The organism is Embleya australiensis (assembly GCF_051903075.1).
Lineage (GTDB): Bacteria > Actinomycetota > Actinomycetes > Streptomycetales > Streptomycetaceae > Embleya.
The window spans coordinates 1,637,412-1,657,263 of sequence record NZ_CP182422.1 but is presented as its reverse complement, the minus strand read 5'-3'; the positions used below and the strand labels follow the sequence as shown (position 1 = coordinate 1,657,263).

Here is a 19,852-nt window from a genome sequence, read left to right as displayed (position 1 = left end):
GGGTGTCGTGCGATCGGCACCCGGTGTCACCGATTTCGGGCCGGTTCCGCCGGCCCGATGCCGTGTGCTCTCCGGGGTACGCGGCAGACGGGAGGGGGCCGTTCATGCACGACACGACGCACGCGACGCACCCGAAACGCCCATTGCCCCGGATTGCCGAACTGCCCGGCGCCGCACCGGTACGAGCCGGACAGGCACCGGCCGACCCGGTGTCCCGGGACCGGGTCACCCTGGTCGTGCCGGCCCGCAACGAGGCCCGCAATCTGCCCTGGGTGCTCCAGCAGATACCCGAAGGCGTCGACGAAGTCCTGCTGATCGACGGGGACTCCACCGACGCCACCTCGCTGATCACCCGCCGCTACCTGCCGGCCGCCCGGGTCATCCCGCAGTCCGGCCCCGGCAAGGGCAGCGCCCTGCGCACCGGATTCCGGCATGCCACCGGCGACATCATCGTCACCATCGACGCCGACGGCAGCATGTCGCCGCACGAGATCCCGCACTACGTGCACTTCCTGAGCAACGGCTACGACTTCGTCAAGGGCTCCCGGTTCGTCGGCGGAGGTGGATCGCTGGACCTGACCGCGGTCCGCAGCCTCGGCAACCACGCGCTGATGGCCCTGGTCAGCCGGCTGTACGGGTATCGGCTCACCGATCTGTGCTACGGCTTCTGCGCGTTCCGCCGGTGCTTCCTGGAACACCTGGACCTGCGCTCGACCGGCTTCGAGATCGAGGCCGAAATGATCGTCCGGGCCCTGCGCGCCGGACTGCGGATCGCCGAGGTCCCCAGCCTCGAACTGCCGCGCCGGAGCGGCCGATCCCACCTCAACGCGCTCCGCGACGGACACCGGGTGCTGCGCACCGTCCTGCGCGAGCACGCCGGCGCCCGCCCGGAGCGAGCAGGGGAGGACGCTTGACGCCCCGCCGAGATCCCGAAACCGACCCGAGGCCGCTGATCCCGAGGCAGCGCCCGGCCGAACCGAACGCCCCGCTGCCCGGCCCGCGCCCACCGGCCACGCCGACCCCGATCGCCATCCCACGCCCGGCCTCGCCGACGGCCGCCACGCCGACCGCCGCCACGCCCACGGACGAACGGCCCGCGTCACCGGCCGAGCCCGCCGCGCCGGCCGACTCCGCCCCCGCCCCACCCCCCAACCTCGTGCACGTCCGCGTCCTCGACCTCGTCGCCGACGCCGGGCCGAGGTTGAGCACCCCCGACGGCACCCCCGCCGACTGCCCCGCCGGCGCCATGCTCGCCCTGGTCCGGCACGCCGGCACCCCCGTCGGCCTGCTCGACCTCGAACTGCCCACCCCCGGCCCGGACCGGCTGATCGCCTGCGCGACGGCCCGCTTCGGCACCCCCGCCGCACCCGACCACGCCCCCGGCCCGCCCGCCCCACGCGGCACCCCCCGGGTCAGCGTGATCGTGGCCACCCGCGAGCGGCCCGAACTGCTCGCCGCGTGCCTGCGCACCCTGCTGTGGCAGACCTACCCCGACATCGAACTGATCGTGGTGGACAACGCCCCCACCACCAACCGCACCGCGAGCGTGGTCCGCGGCGGTTGCGCCGGCCTGGTGCGCTACGTGCGCGAACCGCGCCCCGGACTGGCCCTCGCGCACAACCGCGGCATCGCGGTGGCCACGGGCGAGTTGCTCGCGTTCACCGACGACGACGTCCTGGCCGACCCCGGCTGGGTCGCGGCCCTGGTCGCCGGCTTCGCCCGCGAGGGCCGGCCCGCGTGCGTCACCGGCCTGATCCTGCCCGCCGAACTGCGCACCCCCGCGCAACTGATGCTCCATCACCACGGGGGCTTCGCCAAGGGTTTCGAGCCGATCCTGTACGACCCCCAGGCGCCGCCCGCCGACCCGCTGTTCCCGTTCACCGCCGGCCGCTTCGGCTCCGGCGCCAACATGGCCTTCAGGGCCGACGTCCTGCGCGCGATGGGCGGCTTCGACCCGGCCACCGGCGTCGGTACCCCCGCGTGCGGCGGCGACGACCTGCTCGCCTTCTTCCGCACCATCGTGCGCGGACACCGGATCGGCTACGAACCCGGCGCGCTGATCTGGCACCGACACCGGGCCGATCGGGCCGCGGTGGCCGCCCAGGTGCGCGGGTACGGCACCGGCCTGGGCGCCTACCTGACCGCCGCCGTACTGCGCGAGCCGCGCACCCTCGGCGCGCTCGCCAGACGCGCCCCCGACGGAATCCGCTACGCGCTGTCCCGAACCCGCGCGCCCGGGCGGCCCGACGTCCCCTGGCCCGCCCGGCTGGCCACGCTGGAGCGCCGCGCGCTGGCCGCCGGCCCGCTCGCCTACCTGCGCTCGCGGGTGCGGATGCACGGCGTGCGCACGCCCTGGAAGCAGGCGGAGCCCGGCCGGTGATCCAGGCCGGGCTGCGCCGGTCCGCCCGACCCCGGGTGGACCCGCTGCTGCGCAACGGGCATGTGCTGACCGCCGGTTCGCTGGTGACCTCGGCGTTCGGCGCGGGCTACTGGGCGCTCGCCACGCGCTGGTACGGCGACGCGACGGTGGGGCGTACCTACGCGGCGGTGTCCGCGATGATGCTGCTCTCGGGGCTGGGCCAACTCGGCCTGGCCAACGTGCTCGTACGCTTCCTGCCGCAACCGGGCGCGGACCGGCGCGGGCTGATCCGCACCGCGTACGCCGCCGCGTTCGGCGCGACCCTGGTGGCCGTCCTCGGCTTCCTCGCGCTGATCCCGCTGTGCGCGCCGGGCCTGGGCTTCCTGCGCGAACCGGCGGCCGGCTGCTGCTTCGCGGCGACCACGGTGGCCTACGCGCTGTTCGCGCTCCAGGACGGCGCGCTCACCGGCCTGCGCCGACCCGGCCTGGTGGTGGGCAAGAACAGCGGCTTCGCGATCGCCAAACTGGTCCTGGTCGCCGCGTTGGCCGCGTTGTTGCCCACGCTCGGCATCCTGATGTCCTGGACGCTGGCCCTGGTGTCGACCCTGCTGGTCGTCGACACCTGGCTGTTCGCGCGCCTGCTGCCCGCCCGGAAGTCCGTGCGGGCGGCGGGCGTCACCCCGGGCCCCGACCCACGCGTCACCTCGGGTCCGGCCCCGGGCGACGACCCGTGCCGCCCGGCCCGGCAGCGTACCCCCCACCCCGGCGCGCGATTTCGGCCCGGAGCCGGGCTCGTGCGGTACGCCGGGGCGGACTACCTCGGCACGCTGTGCTGGCTCGCCGCGACCACCGTGCCGCCGATCATCGTGCTCGAACGCGTCGGCGCCCGGGAGAGCGCCTACTTCTCGCTGGCCTGGGTGGTGGCCAACACGCTCTACCTGGTCGGACTCAACATGGGGGCGTCGCTGCTCGTCGAGGCCGCCGGCGGCACCGCCGGGCTCGCCACCGGCTGCCGGCGGGTGTTGCGCCACACCGGGGCGCTGCTCCTGCTCGCGATCGGCGTCCTCGTCCCCGGCGCGCCGCTGGTGCTGCGGGTGTTCGGCCCCGGCTACGCCCGCAACGGCGCCGGGCTGCTGCAACTGCTCGCCCTGTCCGCGCTGCCGCACCTGGTGGTCGCGACCGCGATCAGCGCCTGCCGGGTGTTGCGCCGGATGCGCGTCGTGGTCGCCATCCAGGCCGGCCTCGCGGCGACCGTACTGACCCTGACCGTCGTCCTGTTGCCCGCGCTCGGCCTGCTCGGCGCCGGCATCGCCTGGCTCGGCGCCCAGACCGCGACCGCGCTCGTGCTGCTCGCGGCCCGCCGGATCTGGCTCCCCACCGTTTCCGGGAGGCCCGCATGACGGAGACCCCACCGCGCACCAGACGCCTGGCCTGGGTGGCCATCCGCGCCGAGGAGGCCGCCGCCAGGCGGGCCCTGGTCCGCGCCCGCGGCGCCGGCCCCGCCGTCGAGCGCACCCCGCCCCGCCCCACCCTGACCGTGGTGGTCTGCGCGTACACCATGGACCGCTGGGACGACCTCACCGCCGCGCTCGACTCGCTCCGGGCCCAGGACGAGGCACCCGCCGAGATCATCCTGGTCGCCGACCACTGCCACGAACTCGCCGCCCGCGCGAGCGCCGCGTTCCCCGGCGTCACCGTGCTGCGCAACCGGGGCCGACGCGGCCTCTCCGGCGCCCGCAACACCGGCGTCGAGGGCGCGCGGGGCGACGTCGTGGCGTTCCTCGACGACGACGCCGTCGCCGAACCCGACTGGACCATGCGCCTGCTCGACGGCTACGCCGACCCGAACGTGCTCGGCGTCGGCGGCCGGATCCGGCCGAACTGGGACACCGCACGCCCGACCTGGTTCCCCGCCGAATTCGACTGGGTGGTCGGCTGCACCTACCGGGGCATGCCCGAACAGGCCGCGCCGGTACGGAACCTGATCGGCGCCAACATGTCCTTCCGGCGCAGTGTGCTGCTCGACGTCGGCGGCTTCCGCACCGACCTGGGCCGCGTCGGCACCCGCCCGCTGGGCTGCGAGGAGACCGAGCTGTGCATCCGCGCCGCGGCCCGACACCGCGGCGGCGTGCTCGGGTACGAACCGGCCGCCGTGGTCCGCCACCGCGTGCCCGCCGCGCGCACCACGTGGCGCTACTTCCGGGCCCGCTGCTGGGCCGAGGGCCTGTCCAAGGCGGCGGTCAGCCGGCACGCCGGCACCGGCCGCGCGCTCGCCTCCGAACGCTCCTACCTGGCCTCGACCATCCCGCGCGCCCTGGTCCGCCCGTTCGCCCCGGACCCCGGCCCGCCCAAGGCCACCATCCCCGCGCTGGTCCTGGGCGTGCTCACCACCGCGCTCGGCTACGCCGCGGGCCGGGCACGCGGACTGGGTCGGGATCCGCTGCCCACCCCCGCCGCGCTCGCGTTCCGCGCGTTCGGCCGGCTCGCCCTGCCGCTCGCCGTACTGCTGTGGGTCCTGGCGATGCGCATGCCGGTCGCGGTGGACCGGATGGGCGGACTCGGGCTGCTCGACGTGCTGCCCGCCCTGTACTGGTGCGCACTGGCCGTGCTCACCGTCGGCTTCGCGGTGAGCCTGCTCGACCGCACCGCCCGGACCCGGCGCTACGCGCTGTACACCGGCGCCCTGGTGACCATGCTGCACGCCACACCGGCGGTGCTCTACGAGCACCTGCGCTACGCGTGGGCCTGGAAACACGTCGAGGTGGTCGACCAGTTCCTGCGCACCGGCCGAACCCTGCCGGACGCGGGCGAGTTGGCGCCCTACCACCAGTGGCCCGGGTTCTTCTCCGCCGCCGCCACGGCCGTGCGCGCATCCGGCGCGCCCGACGCGCTGACCATGGCCACCTGGTCGCCGCTCGCCTTCGACCTGCTGCTGATCGGCCCCCTGGTCCTGCTCTACCGCACGCTCACCCGCAACCGGCGGATCGTGTGGGCGGCGGTGTGGATCTACTTCGCCACCGCCTGGGTCGGCCAGGACTACTTCGCCCCGCAGACCTTCGCGTTCGTTCTGTACGTGACCATCCTGGCGCTGGTCCTGGACCGCGACCGGCGCCCGCTCGCCACCGTCGGACTGTGCGCGCCGCTGGTGCTCGCCGTGGCGACGGCGCATCAGCTCACCCCGCTGATGCTCGTCGTCGCACTGGCCGCGCTCGCCTGCTCGCGCGCCCATCGGCCCGTCGCCCTCCCGCTGCTCGGGCTCACCGCGGTGGCCGTGCTCGGCTGGGACCTGACCGTGGCCCGACCCTTCCTGTTCGAGCAATTCGGCTCCTCCTGGGCCCAGTTCGGCGACTTCGAGTCGAACGCGCATGCCGGCATGGTCAATCTGGGCAGCGCCGAACCGGGCCAGGTGCTGGTCGCCCGAGTGGACCGGGCGCTGACCGCCGGCGTCGCGCTGCTCACCGCCGCCGCGCCGATCCGCAGTCCGCGCCTGCGCCGCTCGCCCGCCATGCCGCTGGTCCTGGCGCCGCTGCCGCTGCTCGCGGCCGGCGCGTACGGCGGCGAAATCATCTTCCGGGTCTACCTGTTCGCGCTGCCCGCCGCCGCGTTCCTGATCGCCGGCCGGCTCGCGCCGCTGTTCGGCGACCGGGGCCGGCCGCGCCCGCGCGCGGTGTTGCTGCCCGTGCTGTTCGCGCTGCTGCTCACCGGCTTCGTGTTCGGCTACTACGGCAAGGAGCGCCAGAACCACTTCGACGACGGCGAGATCGCCGCCCGGCAGTGGCTGGCCCGGGTGTCCGCGCCCGGCGACCTGATCGTCGCGGCGAGCAACAACTTCCCCGGCGCCTACGCCGACTACGAGCAACAGCGACACCGCTGGTTCGCGATGGAGACGCCCGCGCTGCGCGAGGGGGTGGTGCGCGACCCGGTGGCCGGGCTGAGCGCGCTCGCCGACGAGTATCCGGGCGACACGGCGTACCTGTTCCTGACCGCCGGCCAGCGGGCCGAGTGCGAACAGACCGGACTGCTGCCGGCGGGCACCCTCGGGCGCATCGACCGAGCGCTGTCCACCGCGCCCCGATTCACCCTGCTGCTGCGCGACCGGGACGCGGTGATCTACCGGATCGGCCCACGACCGGGGCCCGTGCGATGAGCGGCCCGATCCGGGCCCTGTGGCCCGCCGCCGCCGGGTGGTCGGCGTTCGGCGCGCTCGAACTGCCCGCCGAACACCCGCTGCGGGTCCTGGTCGTGGTCGCCTTCCTGGCCGTCGGACCCGGCTACGCCCTCGCCGGCGAGGGTGCGAGCGTCCTGGCCACGGCGGTGACCTCGGCGGCCGGCAGCGCGGCGCTGTGCGCGCTGACCGCCGAGGCATACCTGCTCGCCGGCGCCTTCTCCGCCCCGCGCGTGATCGGCACCCTCGCCGGCCTGACCACCACCGCCGCGCTGATCCGCACCGTCGCGCGTACGCACACCTCCCGAGAGGAGCTTCGATGAGATCCGAGGCCGCGGTACCGGTCCTGCTCTACCACGCGGTGCGGGACGACCCGCCGCCGTGGATCGCGCCGTTCACCGTCGCCCCGGCCCAGTTCGGCCGACACCTGGACCGGGTGTCGGCGAGCGGCCGGGTCCCGATCGGCCTGGACCGGTTCACCGAGGCCCTGCACGGCGGTCGCGACCTGCCCCGGGAGAGCGTGCTGATCACCTTCGACGACGGCTACGCCGACTTCGCCCGGTACGCGCTGCCGCAACTGGTCGAACGCGACCTGCCCGTGACGCTCTACGTCACCACCGACGCGCTGTGGCCCACCCCGAACCCGGTACTGCCGCCGGCCGCCATGCTCACCTGGCGCGAACTGCGCCGGATCGCCGACGCGCCGGGCCTGACCATCGGCGCGCACGGCTGCACGCACCGCGAACTCGACACCCTCCCGCTCGAATCCATGCACCGCGAGATCGCCTGTTCACGGCAGCGCCTGGAGGCCGAACTGGAGCGCCCGGTCACCTCGTTCGCCTACCCGTTCGGCTACAACGACGCCGCCGTGCGGGCCGCGGTGCGGCACGCGGGCTTTCGTACCGCGATGGCGGTACGCGACGCGCACAGCTCGCGCGAGGACGATCCGTGGCGGATCTCCCGGCTGATGGTGCGCGCGGACACCGGGCTCGATCGCCTGGACGCCTGGCTGGCCGGTGTCGGCCCCCGGGTCGCGCCGTTTCGGGACGGGCTGCCCACGCTCGGCTGGCGGGCCTGGCGCCGGATCAGGGCCCGCCGGCGCGGCCGGCCCGATCCCTGGCCCGAGCACTGCGACCCGGTGGCCGGCCGGGCCGGTTGAGGTGAGCGCCCGACCGGGGCCGGCGCGCGCGGGTTCAGCGCTCCCAGACCCGCACCGCCCGGATCCGCATCTCCGCGCCGGTCACCGTGTCGGGGACCGGCTCCGGGTAGCCCATCGCGAGAGTGAACAACACCTCCATCGGCTCGTGCGGAACATGCGCCCGGTCGGTCACGGCGAACACCTGCTCGCCGTCGATCGACCACGCCACCCGATCCGGCCGCCAGTCGAGGGTGAACCGGTGGAACCTGCCCGCCCAGTCGCGCTCGGGGGAGGCGTGCGTCTGTGCGTCGGGCCGGCCGTCGGGCCCGGTCCAGTGCACCGTGGCCCGGGCCAGGCCGTCCAGGCCGATCAGTTCGACCACGTCCAGCTCGGGAGGGGTGCGCTTGGCGGCGGGCATCAGCCAGAACGCCGGGAACGAGAACGGCTCGCGAGGCAACCGCAGTTCGGCCTCGACCCGGCCGTAGGTGAAGGTGAACCTCGGCCGACCCGACCAACTCGGTCGCCCGGTGGACAACATGCCCGAGACCCACGGGTAGGCCACGCCGTCCGAACCGGTGGTGGGCCGCCGCGCGGCGGTCAGGATCGCCTGCCCGTCCCGCACCCGGACCTGCTCGGGCAGGTACCACTGCTGCTCGTGGTTGCCCGCGTTGGTACAGCCGGCCACGTTCCAGTCGTAGCACGTCACCCAGCGCTCGGCGGCGAGCGCCGCCCCGGCGAAGTCGTCGGCGAACAACAACCGCGGCCCCGCCGGCGGCGCGGACGCGCACCCCGCGAGCAGCAGCACCGGCACCACGACCGGCAACACCGCGGCGAGCCGTCGGCGGACCCACATCGCTCGACCCGTCCCCATCGAACCCACCCACTCTCCTCAGTGCCGCCGCCGGCGTACGGCCAGGGCGAGCGTGCGCACCGCCGTGACCGCCGCCGGCAGCGGATCGTCCAGGGCCAGCCAGGCCGCCTCCACCCCGCCCCACCCCGGCGCCCGGCCCGGTGGCCGGGCCACGCCGCAACGCCCCCGGTAGGCCACGAACGCGGCGAGATCCAGATGCTCGGCGACATAGCGCCGACCCTCGCGCTGGCCACCCGGGGGGATCGGCCTCCCGGTCAGGTCCAGATGCAGCGCACGCACCACGTCCAGGCCCCGCGCGGTCTCGAACATGCGGAACTGGGCGCCCACCCGCGGGTTGAAGTCGACCAGCTTGTAGCGCCCGTCGCGCAGGTCGAGCCGCCAGTCCAGGTCGGCCGGACCCCGATAGCCGAGCGCCCGACACAGCCGCGCGGAACGACGGGCGAGACCCGGGTTGGCCAACGCCCGGGCGTACGTGGTCACCCCCGCGTGCGGCGGCCAGGAGCGGAGCTTGAGGCCGGTGAACACCGGCGCGCACCGACCGTCCGGCGCGGCGTACAGGTGCACGATCCAATCCTGCGCCGCCTCACGCGGCACGTACGCCTGCAACAACACCCCGCGCGGGTCGCCGACCAGCGCGAGCAGCGCGCGCCGGTCGCGGACCAGCGTGGTGCCCGGCACCACCGGCGCCCGCAGCCGATCCCACGGCGCGAGATTCTTGACCACCACCGGGTAGCCCAACTCGGCCGCGAACGCGATCAGTTGTTCGCGGTCGGCGGGGAAGCGGGTGTCCGGCGCGGGCACCCCGTGGGCCAGGCAGCGCCGGTAGAGCCCGCGCTTGCCCGCCAGCCCGGCGGGCAGGTCCGGGTCGATCTTGGGCAGCAGGAAACACTCCGCGAGGCGGTCCTGGGCACCGGCGGCCAGCAGCGCCGCCTCGTCGTCGGTGGGCACCAGGACCGCGCGGGCGGGCAACCGGCGGCCGATGTCGAGCAGTTGCTCCACCAGCGCCCTCGGGTCCTCCAGGCCGGTGGTGGGCCACACGTGCCGCCGACTCAGGTGCCGGGACAGGGCGGTGGGGGTGTACGCGTCCTCGACCACCGCGTGCACCGGCACACCCGCGCGCCCGAGGGAGCGCACCGCGCCGACCGAGCCCTGGTGCAGCGGATAGCGGCCGACCTTGAACAGCAGCGCGGGCACCGCACGATCCAGCTCGACTCCTCGGACAACCATTTCGTCGCCTCCCCGTCCGGACCTTTCTAGCAGCGTGAACCGACTTTTCACCGGATAAGCCAATAATCCACTCGAATATCCGAAGGGCACCGCCATGACCGTGGCCATCGTCGGAGCCGGCCCCTACGGCCTCTCGCTCGCCGCCCACCTGCACCAACTCGGGGTGACCGTCCGGGTGTTCGGCGTACCGCTGGAGAGCTGGCGGCGGCACATGCCGATCGGCATGCTGCTGAAATCCAGGCCCGATGCCTCCTCGATCGCCGCGCCGAGGCCAGGATTCACCCTGGCCTGTTTCCAACGGGCCCGCGGCGAGCGCCCGCTGACGGGCGATCAGCCGGTGCCCCTGGAGTTGTTCGTGGCCTACGGGCGGTGGTTCGCCGAGCGCCTGGTCCCGGACGTGGAGCGCGAGCGCGTCACCGGCATCGAGCCGGCCGGGCACGGCTTCGTGCTCGCCCGGGACGGCGGCCCGGACCTGGCGGTCGACGCGGTGGTGCTGGCCACCGGCCTGGCCGCGCACCGCTACGTGCCGGCCGTGCTCGAACACCTCGGCGACGACCTGGTCTCACACCCCGCGCAGCGCCCCGACCTGGCCGAACTCGGCGCGGACCGGGACATCGTGGTGATCGGCTCCGGCCAATCGGCCCTGGAGAGCGCCGCGTTGCTGCACGAGGGCGGCGCCGCACGGGTCCGGGTGTTCGGCCGGGCAGAGCACATCCGGTTCGCCGCCCCGCCCCGGGCCCGGCGGCTCACCCCGGACTCGCCGCTGGGAGCCGGCTGGACGATCGCCGCCGCCGCGCGGGGCCCGGCCGCGTTCCGGCTGCTGCCCGCCTGCGTCCGGGTCGACCTCGCCCGGCGCATCCTCGGCCCGTCCGCCGCGTGGTGGTTGCGCGATCGGCTGGACGGACGGGTCCCGGTCCGCGACGCGCAGACCGTCACCCGGGCCCGGCGCGAGACCGACGGGCGGGCGCGGATGTGGCTGCGGGACCGGACCGGCTACCAGCGCGAGGTACACGCCGACCACGTGCTCGCCGCGACCGGCTACCGGGTCGACCTGGCCGCCCTCGGCTTCCTGACACCCTCCGTGCGGCGCCGGATCGCCACGGTGGGCGGACTGCCCGCGCTCGACGCGTCGTTCGAGACCACCGTGCCCGGCCTGTACGTCACCGGCCCGCCCGCCGCCGCCACCTTCGGCCCGGCGATGCGCTTCGTCCACGGCACCGACTTCGCCTCCCGCCGACTCGCGGCGGTACTGGCGGCCCGATTCCGGGGCTGACCGCCGCCGGACCCCGTGGCGCGTCAGCGCCCACGACGCGGGCCGCCCCCGTGATCGACGCGCGAAGCGCGGAGAGCGGCGGAGCCGCAAAGTTCAGGTCGGATGGCCCGGAGCGAAGCGGAGGGACAGCCGACCCCGAGCGAGGGGCCGCTTTTCTGCGGAGGAGCGAAGCGGGGGAGCAGAAAAGCGGCCCCTCGCGAGCCGGCGCGAAGCGCCCAACAATCAGTGCGCGTGCGGCTCCAGACGGACCACGATCGACTTGGACGTCGGCGTGTTGCTCTCGTCGGCCGTGCTGTCCAGCGGCACCAGCACGTTGGTCTCGGGGAAGTAGGCCGCACAGCAGCCGGCGGCGGTGTCGTAGGACACCACCCGGAACGCCTCGGCCCGCCGCTCCGACCCGTCGTGCCATTCGCTGACCAGGTCGACCAGCGCGCCGTCGGCCAGGCCGAGCGCGGTCAGGTCGACGGGGTTGACGAACACCACCCGGCGACCCTGCTTGATCCCGCGATAACGGTCGTCCAGACCGTAGATGGTGGTGTTGTACTGGTCGTGCGAACGCACCGTCTGGAGGATCAACCGGCCCTCGGGCACTCGCAACACGGCGAGTTCGTTGCGGGAGAAGTTGGCCTTCCCGGTCGTGGTCGGGAACCGCCGCGCGTCGCGCGGCCCGTGCGGCAACACGAACCCGCCGGGCTCGCGCACCCGGCGGTTGAAGTCGGTGAAGCCCGGGATCACCCGCTCGATCCGGTCCCGGATCAGGTCGTAGTCGCGCGCGAGGTCGCGCCACGGCACCGACACCCGGTCACCGAGCACCCGTTCGGCCAGCCCGCAGACGATCGCCACCTCCGAGCGCAACCGCGGCGAGGCCGGCGGCAGTTTGCCGCGCGACATGTGCACCGCGCTCATCGAGTCCTCGACCGTGACGAACTGGTCCCGCTCGGTCCGCCCCAGGGTGGGCAGGATCAACGCCCGCCGCCCGGTGACGGCGTGCGAACGGTTGAGCTTGGTGGACACCTGCACGGTCAGCCGGGTGGCCCGCAGCGCCGCCTCGGTGGCCGCGGTGTCCGGCGTCGCCGAGACGAAGTTGCCGCCCACCGCGACGAACACCTTCACGCTCCCGTCGCGCATCGCCCGGATCGTGTCCACCACGTCGTGCCCGTGCGCGCGCGGCGGCGCGAAGCCGAACTCCTGCTCCAGCGCGTCCAGGAACGCCGGCGCGGGCTTCTCGTAGATGCCCATCGTGCGGTCGCCCTGCACGTTGCTGTGCCCGCGCACCGGACACACCCCCGCGCCCGGCCGGCCCACATTGCCGCGCAGGAGCAGGAAGTTGACCACCTCGCGAATGGTCGGCACCGAGTTCTTGTGCTGGGTCAGGCCCATCGCCCAGCACACCACGATCCGCCGCGAACCCAGCACCCGCCGATGGATGCGCTCGATCTGCTCGCGCGACAGGCCGGTCGCCTCCAGCACGTCGGCCCACGGCGTGGTCCGCACGTCGGCCGCGAACTCCTCGAACCCGTGCGCGTATTCGTCGATGAAGGCGCGATCGAGCACGGTGCCGGGCGCGGCGTCCTCGGCTTCGAGCAGCAGCCGGTTCAGCGCCCGGAACAGCGCGAGGTCGCCGTTCACCCGGATCTGCGCGAACTCGTCGGTCAGTTGGGTGCCCGAGCCGAGCACACCGGAGACCTTCTGCGGATTCTTGAACCGCAGCAGACCGGCCTCCGGCAGCGGGTTGACCGCCACGATCGAGGCGCCCGCCTCCTTGGCCTTCTCCAGCGCGGACAACATCCTCGGGTGGTTGGTCCCCGGGTTCTGGCCCACCACGAAGATCAGGTCGGACCGGTACAGGTCCTCGAGCGAGACACTGCCCTTGCCGACCCCGAGCGTCTGGGTCAGCGCCGAACCGCTCGACTCGTGGCACATGTTGGAGCAGTCCGGCAGATTGTTGGTGCCGAACGCGCGGACGAACAGCTGGTACACGAACGCGGCCTCGTTGCTGGTGCGGCCCGAGGTGTAGAACGCCGCCGCGTCCGGCGAGTCCAGCGCCGCCAACTCCTCGGCGACCACGTCGAACGCGCCCTCCCACGAGATCGGCGCGTAGTGCGTGGCACCCTCGGCGAGATACATCGGCTCGGTCAACCGACCCTGTTGGCCCAGCCAGTAGTCCGACTTGTCGGCCAACTCTGCCACCGGGTGCGCGGCGAAGAAGTCGGCGCCCACCCGGCGGACCGTGGCCTCCTCGGCGACCGCCTTCGCGCCGTTCTCGCAGAACTCGGCGACACTGCGGTGGTCCGGCTCGGGCCAGGCACACCCGGGGCAGTCGAAGCCCTGCTTCTGGTTGACCTGGACCAGGGTCAGCAGGCTGCGCTTGACCCCCATCTGGCGGCCGGCGTGGCGCAGCGACCAGGCGACGGCCGGCAGCCCGGCCGCGTACTCCTTGGGCGGCCCGACCACAAGGCCCTCGTCGCCGACGTCGTCCACGGGCGGCTTGCTGACCATGCGGGTGCTCCTGCGGCTCGAAGCGGTCGTATCGACACGACTCGACACGACCCTGATGACCCGTACGTTACGCCCCCGGGTCCCGCCCGCCGCAGCTCAGCGGCCCCGGAGCAGCACCGTCCCGCCGGCCGCCCCGTCCAGGCTCTCGGTACGCAGGCGCTGCGGGGCCACCCCCAATTCGCCGGTCAGGCGGTGTGCGGTGGCCCGGACCAGGGCCGCCGACCCGCTGACGAACACGTCGTGGTCCGCCCAGTCGCCGTACCTGGCCAGCACGTCGGGCAGCGCGCCCTGGTCGCCCGCGAACGAGCGGTCGTGGGTGACCGCGGGGATCACGTTCAACCACGGGTACACGTCGGCCATCGCGGACAGCGCGCCCAGGTCGTACAGGTCCGCCCGGTACTTGGCGCCGATGAACACATGTGCGCGGTGCGCCAGCTGACGCTGCGCCATGTGCTCCACCAGCGCCTTGATCGGCGCCAGGCCGGTGCCGTAGGCCACGCACAACGTCCGGCGCAGCGTCTCGCCGCGCAACACCAGGCCGCCGCGCGCCGGGCCGAGCCGGATCCGGTCGCCGACCCGGGCCCGATGTACCAGCGCGTTGCTCACCCACCCCGCCGGCACCGCGCGCACGTGCAGCTCCAGCCGGCCGTCGACGCGCGGGGCGTTGGCGATCGAGTAGTGCCGCCACACCCTGGGCCACCACGGGGTCTCCACCGTGACGTGCTGGCCGGGGTGGTAGGGCAGCGGGCGATCCGGCTCGACGGTGATCACCGCGATGTCCCGGCCGCGCGGCTCGTGGGCGGTGATCACCGCGTCCCACCACGCGGGCGCGTCCTCGGCGTCGTCGGCGGCGGCCTCGATCATCACCGCCGCCGCCCACGTGTACACCTCCACCCACGCGGCCTGCAGTTCCGGCGTCCAGCGCTCGCCCAGGTAGCGGGCCAGCGCGCCGATCAGCGCGCTGCCGACCGCGTCGTAGTGCTCGTCCAGCACCCCGTACTTGCGATGGTCCCGGCCCAGTCCGCGCAGATAGCGGCGCAACTCGTGCGGTTCGTCGCTGCTCCCGCCGACCCGGAGCAGCGCGGCGAGCAGGCGATCGCGCTGGTGGTCCATGGCCGGCGGGAACAGCGCGCGCAGGTCGGGGCGGCGCAGGAACAACAGCGCGTAGAAGTGCGAGACCAGATCGTGCGCGGCGGGCGCGACGGCCTCCAGGCTGCCGCGCAGCAGATCGGCCCGGGAGGGATCGGGACTTCCGGACATGACGGACCGCATCCTCGTGTGCTCGGAGAGCGATCCTGCGGCCGGACATGTACCACCGAAGCCGGAAACCGCCGGTCGCCCGAAGGGGAAGTGACCCGACGGTATGCGCCGGTCCGACTGCGGAGGGTGGGTAATGCGGTAAGCCCGCCGCGGGGAACCGCGACGGGCTTACGCTTGAGGATTTCTTGCGCCGTGTGGGTGACACGGCGGCCGGGCTCCGGCCACCCGGTCGAGGAGCGGTCGGAGCCGGGTCAGGACCGGTATTCGCTGAAGCTGCCCCCGATCCTGGCGTCCTGCTCGGCGCCGACGTAGACCGGGTCGGCGCCGCCCAGCACCTTCTCGGCGAAGTCCTTGAGCGGAACCGCCGTCCAGCCCGGTGCGGCCGGATACGGCTTGCCCTGGGCGAGCGCGGTCAGCGTCGCGGCCCGGGCCGGGTTGGCGGCGCCCGTGGTGGTGGTCAGCCCGCCGAGCGCCGACATCGTCTCGTTCTCGTTCGCCCAGCGCTCCTGCCACACCGACGAGGACATCACCCGGAGCAGGTTGGTCGCCCCCACCGGGTGTTCGGTCTTCGCCGACACGGCCAGCACGCCGGCCCACACGCCGACCGTCGCGGGCTTGCCGGCGGTGGTCCCGGGCATCGGGAAGGCGCCAAGGTTGCGGGCCGTCTCGGGGGAGGTGCGCAGCAGTTCGGCCACCACCCAGTCCGGCTGGACCGCCATCGCCGACTTGCCGGCGGTGAGCACGGCGGTGATGCTGCCGGCCGGGTCCTTGTACTCCTCGACGTTCTTCGGCGCGCTCGAATAGGACTGGAGCTTTTGGAAGAACGTGATGCCCGCGCGGCCCGCTTCCGTGTTCAGGCGCCCGGCCCAGCGCTCGTTCTGCGGCACGGCTATCTCGCAGCCGCTCGCGTACAGGCACGCGGCGATCGTCTGCCAGGCCCGGCCGACCAGGTGCAGCGCCTCGAACTGCGGGTCGCTCGCGTAGTGCTGCTTGAGCTTGTCCAACTGGGTGATCCACTCGTCGCGCGTGGTGGGCACCACGAACCCGGCCGGATCGCACAGCCGCTTGTCGTACAGCACGACCGGGGCGTACACGTCCATCGGCAGCGCGTACAGCTTGCCGTCGACGGTGCAGGCGGCCCGGGCCGCCGGGTGCCAGGAGTCCGCGTTCAACCGCTTGGCGTACGGGGTCAGGTCGAGCAGTGTGCCCTGCTTGACCCGGCGGGCCAGGCCCAGGCTGTCGATCTGGAAGAGGTCGGGGCCGTTGCCCGCGGCGAGCGCGGTGTCCAGCTTCGTCTGGTCGACGTATTCCTGGACATCGCTGCGCACGGTGCCCAGCGGGTCCGCCTTGACCAGCGCGGCGGCCAGGTCGGTGGTGGTCTTCGCCTGGTCGACGCCCGGGGTGTAGATCTTGTCCAGCCACATGGTGAGCGTGTACGGACCGCTCTCGGTGGTGGGCGGTTCGGGCAGGGCCGGCGGCCCCGGCGGCACCGGTGCGGGGGAGGTCGGGTTCGGCTTGGGCGGCGGGGCGGCACTCTTGTCGTCGCCTCGGGTGAGCAGCCACGCCGCGACCCCGCCGCCGGCCGCGACGGCCGCCGCGACCGAACCGGCCACGATCACCCGGCGCCGGGAGGTGCCGGCGCCTGCGGCGGGCTGCGGGGGTTGCGGGCCCCAGCCGCCGGGCGCGCTCGGGTACTGCGGCGGGCCGGGGTATTGCGGGGCGGCTCCCGGATACGACGCGCCCGCGCCATACCGCGCTCCCTGGGCGGGGGGTTGCGCGGGCTGCCCTGCCGGGTATTGCGGTGCCTGGTTCGGGTATTGCGGGGGCCGGCCGGGGGGCTGTGCGGGCTGCCCCGGCGGGTACTGCGGTGCCTGGTTCGGATATTGCGGGGCCTGGCCAGGCGGCTGCGCGGATTGCCCCGCCGGGTATTGGGGGGCCTGGCCTGGCGGGTAGCCCGGCGCGGCGCTCGGCGGCGGTTGCGGCACGGTGTCTGCCGGGGGCTGTGCCCCCGCCGGGTATCCGGGTGACTGGCCGGCCGGGGACTGCGCGGCCGCGCCGACCGGGTGGCCCGCCGGCTGTTGCCCCGCCGGTCCGCTGGCGTGCCGCGCGGGTGGTCCGGCCGGCTGCCCCGGGGGCGGCGGCACGGCCATCGGGGCATACGTGGGCCGAGGCGGTGGTTCGGCCGACGGGTCGTCGTCCCTCGACGCGGGTGGTTCCTCGTTCCACGACGACACGGCGGGGCTCCTCCGAGAGTGGGCGACAGGCATGGCCGGATGCCATGCCTGCGCAAACCCTAGGGCGTGTCTTCAGGCCCCCGTCGGGCGTCGTGGAGCTCGGCGGGGGCCTGAAGACACGCCCTGGGGCCGCGTGGTGATGGTTGCCGCCGGGGAGATCCGTCAGGTGGGGTCGACGCCGAATTCGCGGGCCACGATCGTGTTCGCCGCGGCCGCCGCCGCCAGCGGGTCGGTGCCGGCCAGCGTCTGCCGGGAGAGTTCGGTCAGCGGACGCTCCGACCACCCCGGGGCGACCGGATACGCCCGACCGCCCACGGGCAGTGCGGACAGTGCGGCCTGGATCATCGGATTGTCCGACGGCACCGCTCGATCCAGGCCACTGCGCACCGGAACCAGCCGGGCCTCCGTCGCGATCCGGGCCCGCCAGCGGTCGGTGGCGACCAGGGAGAGCAGGTCGATCGCCGCCTCCTTGAACAGGCTGGCCGCCGACACCGCCAAGACCGTGCCGCGCACCCCGACGGCGGCCGGCTTGCCCGCCGTGCGGCCCGGGATCGCGAACGCGCCCAGCACCGGGCGCAGCGCCGGATTCGCCGCCACCACCGCGTCGTACAGCGAGGCGTCGGCGATCACCGAGGCGACCCCGCCCTTGGCGACGCGGGCCGTGGTCGCCGGGTCGTCGTTGCCCGCCCCGACCGCGTCCGGCGCGTACGACTGGAGGTGTCGGAAGAACCGGGCCCCCTCGACCGATCCGGGCAGGTCGAGCGTGCCGCGCCAGGCGTCGCCCTCCTGCACCGCGATGGTCCCGTCGTCCTCCCACACGCACGAGGCCAACACCGGCCAGGCCCCGCCGGGTACGTACAGCGCGCGGTAGTCGGGGTTGGCCGCGTTGGCCTGGCGCAACTTCTCCAGGTCCGCGACCCACGTCACCCGGTCGGTCGGAACGCCCACCTGCGCGGCCTGGAACAGCCCCTTGTCGTAGAGCACCACGGGCACACCGGCGCCCAGGGGCAGCGCCATGATCCGGCCCCCCGAGGTGACCGCGGCCCGCACGGCGGGGAACCAGCTGCCGCCGTCGAACCGGCTCTGCAGCGGGGTCAGGTCCATCACGAGGTCGGCGGCCTTGAACCGGGCCAGGGCGAGCAGGTCGAGTTCGAACACGTCGGGCCCGCGGCCGGCGCGCAGCGCCTGTTCGAGCGCCTGGGTGTAGCCGGCCTTCGGCTGCACGCGGGTGCCGATCCGCACCCCGGCGCCGGTGGTGCCCATTTTTCCGAATTCCAGGCCGAGTTCGCCGAGCAGTCCGGCGGGGACCAGGCTCTCGGTGGTCCAGACGGTGAGTTCGCGGACCGCGCCGGGTACGGCCGGGCCGGGCGTGTGTGCCGTCGAACTCGGTGCCGGCGCCGACGGCTTCGGGGCGGTCTTGGGCGTCTTGTCCCCGCCCCGGCTCAGCGCCCAGGCCGCACCGCCGCCGCCCAGGATCGCGGCGCCGGCCGCGACGGCGAGGAAGCCGCGGCGGGACTTGGCCCGGGAGGAGCCGGCGGCCCGGTGTGCGCGGGTGGGCGGTTCGCCCCCGGCGGGCGGCGCGGCGGGTTCGGTCCGGGCCGCGCGGTGGGTCCGGGCCGCGGTGGTGGGCGGCGCCGGTTCCGGCTCGGGGGCGGGCGGCGCGGCGGGGGAGGGCACGGTCGTGGGCGTGGGCTCGGGCTCGGCCGGCGGGGTCGCGCCGGGCGGCGGGGCCGGTACGGTGTCGGCCGCGTACGGCTCGCTGCCGGGCATCGGCTCGGGCGGCTCCCACGGGTTGGCCACCCGCTCGGCCACCCACGTCGCGGTGGCCGCGGGCAGCCAGCTCGGGCCGGGAGTGCCGGCCGCGACCCGGGCCACCTCCTCCGGAGCGGGCCGCCGGTCCGGGTCCTTGACCAGGCAGGCCGCGATCAGGTCGCGCAACGACGCGGGCACGTCGCCCAGTTCCGGCTCGCCCTCGGCGACCCGATCGGCCGGCGAGCGCTCGTCGCCCCGGTCGAACGGGCCCGCACCGGTCGCGGCGAACACCAGCACCGACCCGAGCGAGAACACATCGCTCGCCGGACCCACCGTCAGATCCCGTACCTGCTCCGGCGAACGAAAGCCGGGGGAGTCGAGCACGGTGCCGATCACCACGCCGTCGGAGGTCACCGACGAGCCGAGCGAGGCGTGCGCGATCCCGACGTGCGGCAGCCGGGGGCCGTTCGGATCGAGCAGCACCGCGCCGGGGTCGAGCCGCCCGTGGTGCAGCCCGGCGGCGTGCAACAGGCCGAGCGAGGCGGCGAGTTCGCCGGCCAGCGTGCGCAGCGAATGGCCGGGGAGCAGGCCGTGCCGACGGACCGTCTCGGCCAGCGTCGGACCGGGCACGTGCGTGGTGGCGTACCAGAGCTGCCGGCCGGTGGTGTCGGCGTCCAGGACCACGGCGGTGCCGGGGCCGGGCAACCGCCGCGCGGCGTCCACCTCTTCGCCGAAGCGGGCGCGGAAGGCGGGATCACGCCCGAGGTCGGCCCGGATCACCCGCACGACGACGGGGGCGTCGTCGGGCGCGGCGCCCAGATAGGTCCGAGCCGTGGTCCCTTCGCCGAGCCGGCCCACCAATCGGTAGGCGCCAACGCTCGAAGGGTCCTCGTCGTGCAGCGGCCGCATGGCAGAAACTCCGTTTCGCTCACCGGTGTGAACGGTGCCGAAGTCTGCCATGAAGCGCGCCCGCTTCCGGCCACCCGTTCGGCGGCACCCCCGCCGAGCCCGTCATATCCGTAAAACACCGGGCGGCGCGCCCGCGAGCGGCCCGCCCGCCCGGCACGGGACCCG

At 74.5% G+C, this 19,852-nt stretch carries 13 protein-coding genes; 7 read left to right on the top strand and 6 right to left on the bottom strand.

From position 1 onward, the window contains the following. Nucleotides 1–104: 104 nt before the first annotated feature. From ACMXN5_RS06850 to ACMXN5_RS06825, 6 genes are read left to right on the top strand one after another with little or no spacing between them, the layout of a single operon-like run. The gene (locus ACMXN5_RS06850; protein ID WP_439674489.1) at nt 105–914 is read left to right on the top strand and encodes a glycosyltransferase family 2 protein; all 810 of its coding nucleotides are present in this window, start codon (nt 105–107) and stop codon (nt 912–914) included. Then, on the top strand, nt 911–2,380 hold the full coding sequence (locus tag ACMXN5_RS06845; protein WP_439674488.1) for a glycosyltransferase family 2 protein: 1,470 nt from the start codon (nt 911–913) through the stop codon (nt 2,378–2,380). The genes ACMXN5_RS06850 and ACMXN5_RS06845 overlap by 4 nt, the downstream gene beginning before the upstream one ends. Continuing rightward, on the top strand, nt 2,377–3,759 hold the full coding sequence (locus tag ACMXN5_RS06840; protein ID WP_439674487.1) for a lipopolysaccharide biosynthesis protein: 1,383 nt from the start codon (nt 2,377–2,379) through the stop codon (nt 3,757–3,759). Before ACMXN5_RS06845 ends, ACMXN5_RS06840 begins: the two co-directional genes overlap by 4 nt. Beyond that, a complete protein-coding gene (locus ACMXN5_RS06835; RefSeq protein WP_439674486.1) occupies nt 3,756–6,506 on the top strand; it encodes a glycosyltransferase family 2 protein in 2,751 nt (916 codons plus the stop codon). The genes ACMXN5_RS06840 and ACMXN5_RS06835 overlap by 4 nt, the downstream gene beginning before the upstream one ends. Further along, nucleotides 6,503–6,847, top strand: a complete 345-nt coding sequence (locus ACMXN5_RS06830; RefSeq protein WP_439674485.1) for a hypothetical protein — start codon at nt 6,503–6,505, stop codon at nt 6,845–6,847. The genes ACMXN5_RS06835 and ACMXN5_RS06830 overlap by 4 nt, the downstream gene beginning before the upstream one ends. Beyond that, nucleotides 6,844–7,683, top strand: a complete 840-nt coding sequence (locus tag ACMXN5_RS06825) for a polysaccharide deacetylase family protein (protein WP_439674484.1) — start codon at nt 6,844–6,846, stop codon at nt 7,681–7,683. The genes ACMXN5_RS06830 and ACMXN5_RS06825 overlap by 4 nt, the downstream gene beginning before the upstream one ends. 34 nt (nt 7,684–7,717) lie before the next feature. Here ACMXN5_RS06825 and ACMXN5_RS06820 read toward each other — a convergent pair whose 3' ends face one another. Together ACMXN5_RS06820 and ACMXN5_RS06815 are read right to left on the bottom strand one after the other, a co-directional pair. Continuing rightward, nucleotides 7,718–8,533, bottom strand: coding sequence for a glycoside hydrolase family 16 protein (locus tag ACMXN5_RS06820; protein WP_439674483.1), 816 nt, complete (start codon nt 8,531–8,533; stop codon nt 7,718–7,720). An 18-nt stretch (nt 8,534–8,551) separates the two neighbouring features. After that, a complete protein-coding gene (locus ACMXN5_RS06815; protein ID WP_439674482.1) occupies nt 8,552–9,760 on the bottom strand; it encodes a carboxylate--amine ligase in 1,209 nt (402 codons plus the stop codon). A gap of 94 nt (nt 9,761–9,854) precedes the next feature. Between ACMXN5_RS06815 and ACMXN5_RS06810 the strand changes: the two genes are divergently transcribed. Continuing rightward, a complete protein-coding gene (locus ACMXN5_RS06810; protein ID WP_439674481.1) occupies nt 9,855–11,033 on the top strand; it encodes an FAD-dependent oxidoreductase in 1,179 nt (392 codons plus the stop codon). 222 nt (nt 11,034–11,255) lie between these two features. Here the strand turns inward: ACMXN5_RS06810 and ACMXN5_RS06805 are convergent, their stop codons facing one another. The 4 genes from ACMXN5_RS06805 to ACMXN5_RS06790 all read right to left on the bottom strand — a co-directional run bounded on the left by ACMXN5_RS06805 (nt 11,256) and on the right by ACMXN5_RS06790 (nt 19,687). Then, entirely contained in the window at nt 11,256–13,532 is a 2,277-nt protein-coding gene (locus tag ACMXN5_RS06805) for an FdhF/YdeP family oxidoreductase (RefSeq protein ID WP_439674480.1), read from the bottom strand. Between the two features lie 96 nt (nt 13,533–13,628). Then, complete coding sequence (locus ACMXN5_RS06800; RefSeq protein WP_439674479.1) at nt 13,629–14,792, bottom strand: globin domain-containing protein; 1,164 nt, start codon at nt 14,790–14,792, stop codon at nt 13,629–13,631. 251 nt (nt 14,793–15,043) lie between these two features. Next, a complete protein-coding gene (locus ACMXN5_RS06795; protein WP_439674478.1) occupies nt 15,044–17,026 on the bottom strand; it encodes a hypothetical protein in 1,983 nt (660 codons plus the stop codon). A gap of 162 nt (nt 17,027–17,188) precedes the next feature. Next, entirely contained in the window at nt 17,189–19,687 is a 2,499-nt protein-coding gene (locus tag ACMXN5_RS06790; RefSeq protein WP_439674477.1) for a protein kinase domain-containing protein, read from the bottom strand. Nucleotides 19,688–19,852 lie beyond the last annotated feature (165 nt).

What these genes read in the sequence shown, in the direction of transcription:
- ACMXN5_RS06850 (WP_439674489.1), top strand. Translation starts at nt 105, where the DNA reads ATGCACGACACGACGCACGCGACGCACCCGAAACGCCCATTGCCCCGG.
- ACMXN5_RS06835 (WP_439674486.1), top strand. Translation starts at nt 3,756, where the DNA reads ATGACGGAGACCCCACCGCGCACCAGACGCCTGGCCTGGGTGGCCATC.
- ACMXN5_RS06830 (WP_439674485.1), top strand. Translation starts at nt 6,503, where the DNA reads ATGAGCGGCCCGATCCGGGCCCTGTGGCCCGCCGCCGCCGGGTGGTCG.
- ACMXN5_RS06825 (WP_439674484.1), top strand. Translation starts at nt 6,844, where the DNA reads ATGAGATCCGAGGCCGCGGTACCGGTCCTGCTCTACCACGCGGTGCGG.
- ACMXN5_RS06820 (WP_439674483.1), bottom strand. Translation starts at nt 8,533, where the DNA reads ATGGGGACGGGTCGAGCGATGTGGGTCCGCCGACGGCTCGCCGCGGTG.
- ACMXN5_RS06815 (WP_439674482.1), bottom strand. Translation starts at nt 9,760, where the DNA reads ATGGTTGTCCGAGGAGTCGAGCTGGATCGTGCGGTGCCCGCGCTGCTG.
- ACMXN5_RS06810 (WP_439674481.1), top strand. Translation starts at nt 9,855, where the DNA reads ATGACCGTGGCCATCGTCGGAGCCGGCCCCTACGGCCTCTCGCTCGCC.
- ACMXN5_RS06805 (WP_439674480.1), bottom strand. Translation starts at nt 13,532, where the DNA reads ATGGTCAGCAAGCCGCCCGTGGACGACGTCGGCGACGAGGGCCTTGTG.
- ACMXN5_RS06800 (WP_439674479.1), bottom strand. Translation starts at nt 14,792, where the DNA reads ATGTCCGGAAGTCCCGATCCCTCCCGGGCCGATCTGCTGCGCGGCAGC.
- ACMXN5_RS06790 (WP_439674477.1), bottom strand. Translation starts at nt 19,687, where the DNA reads ATGCGGCCGCTGCACGACGAGGACCCTTCGAGCGTTGGCGCCTACCGA.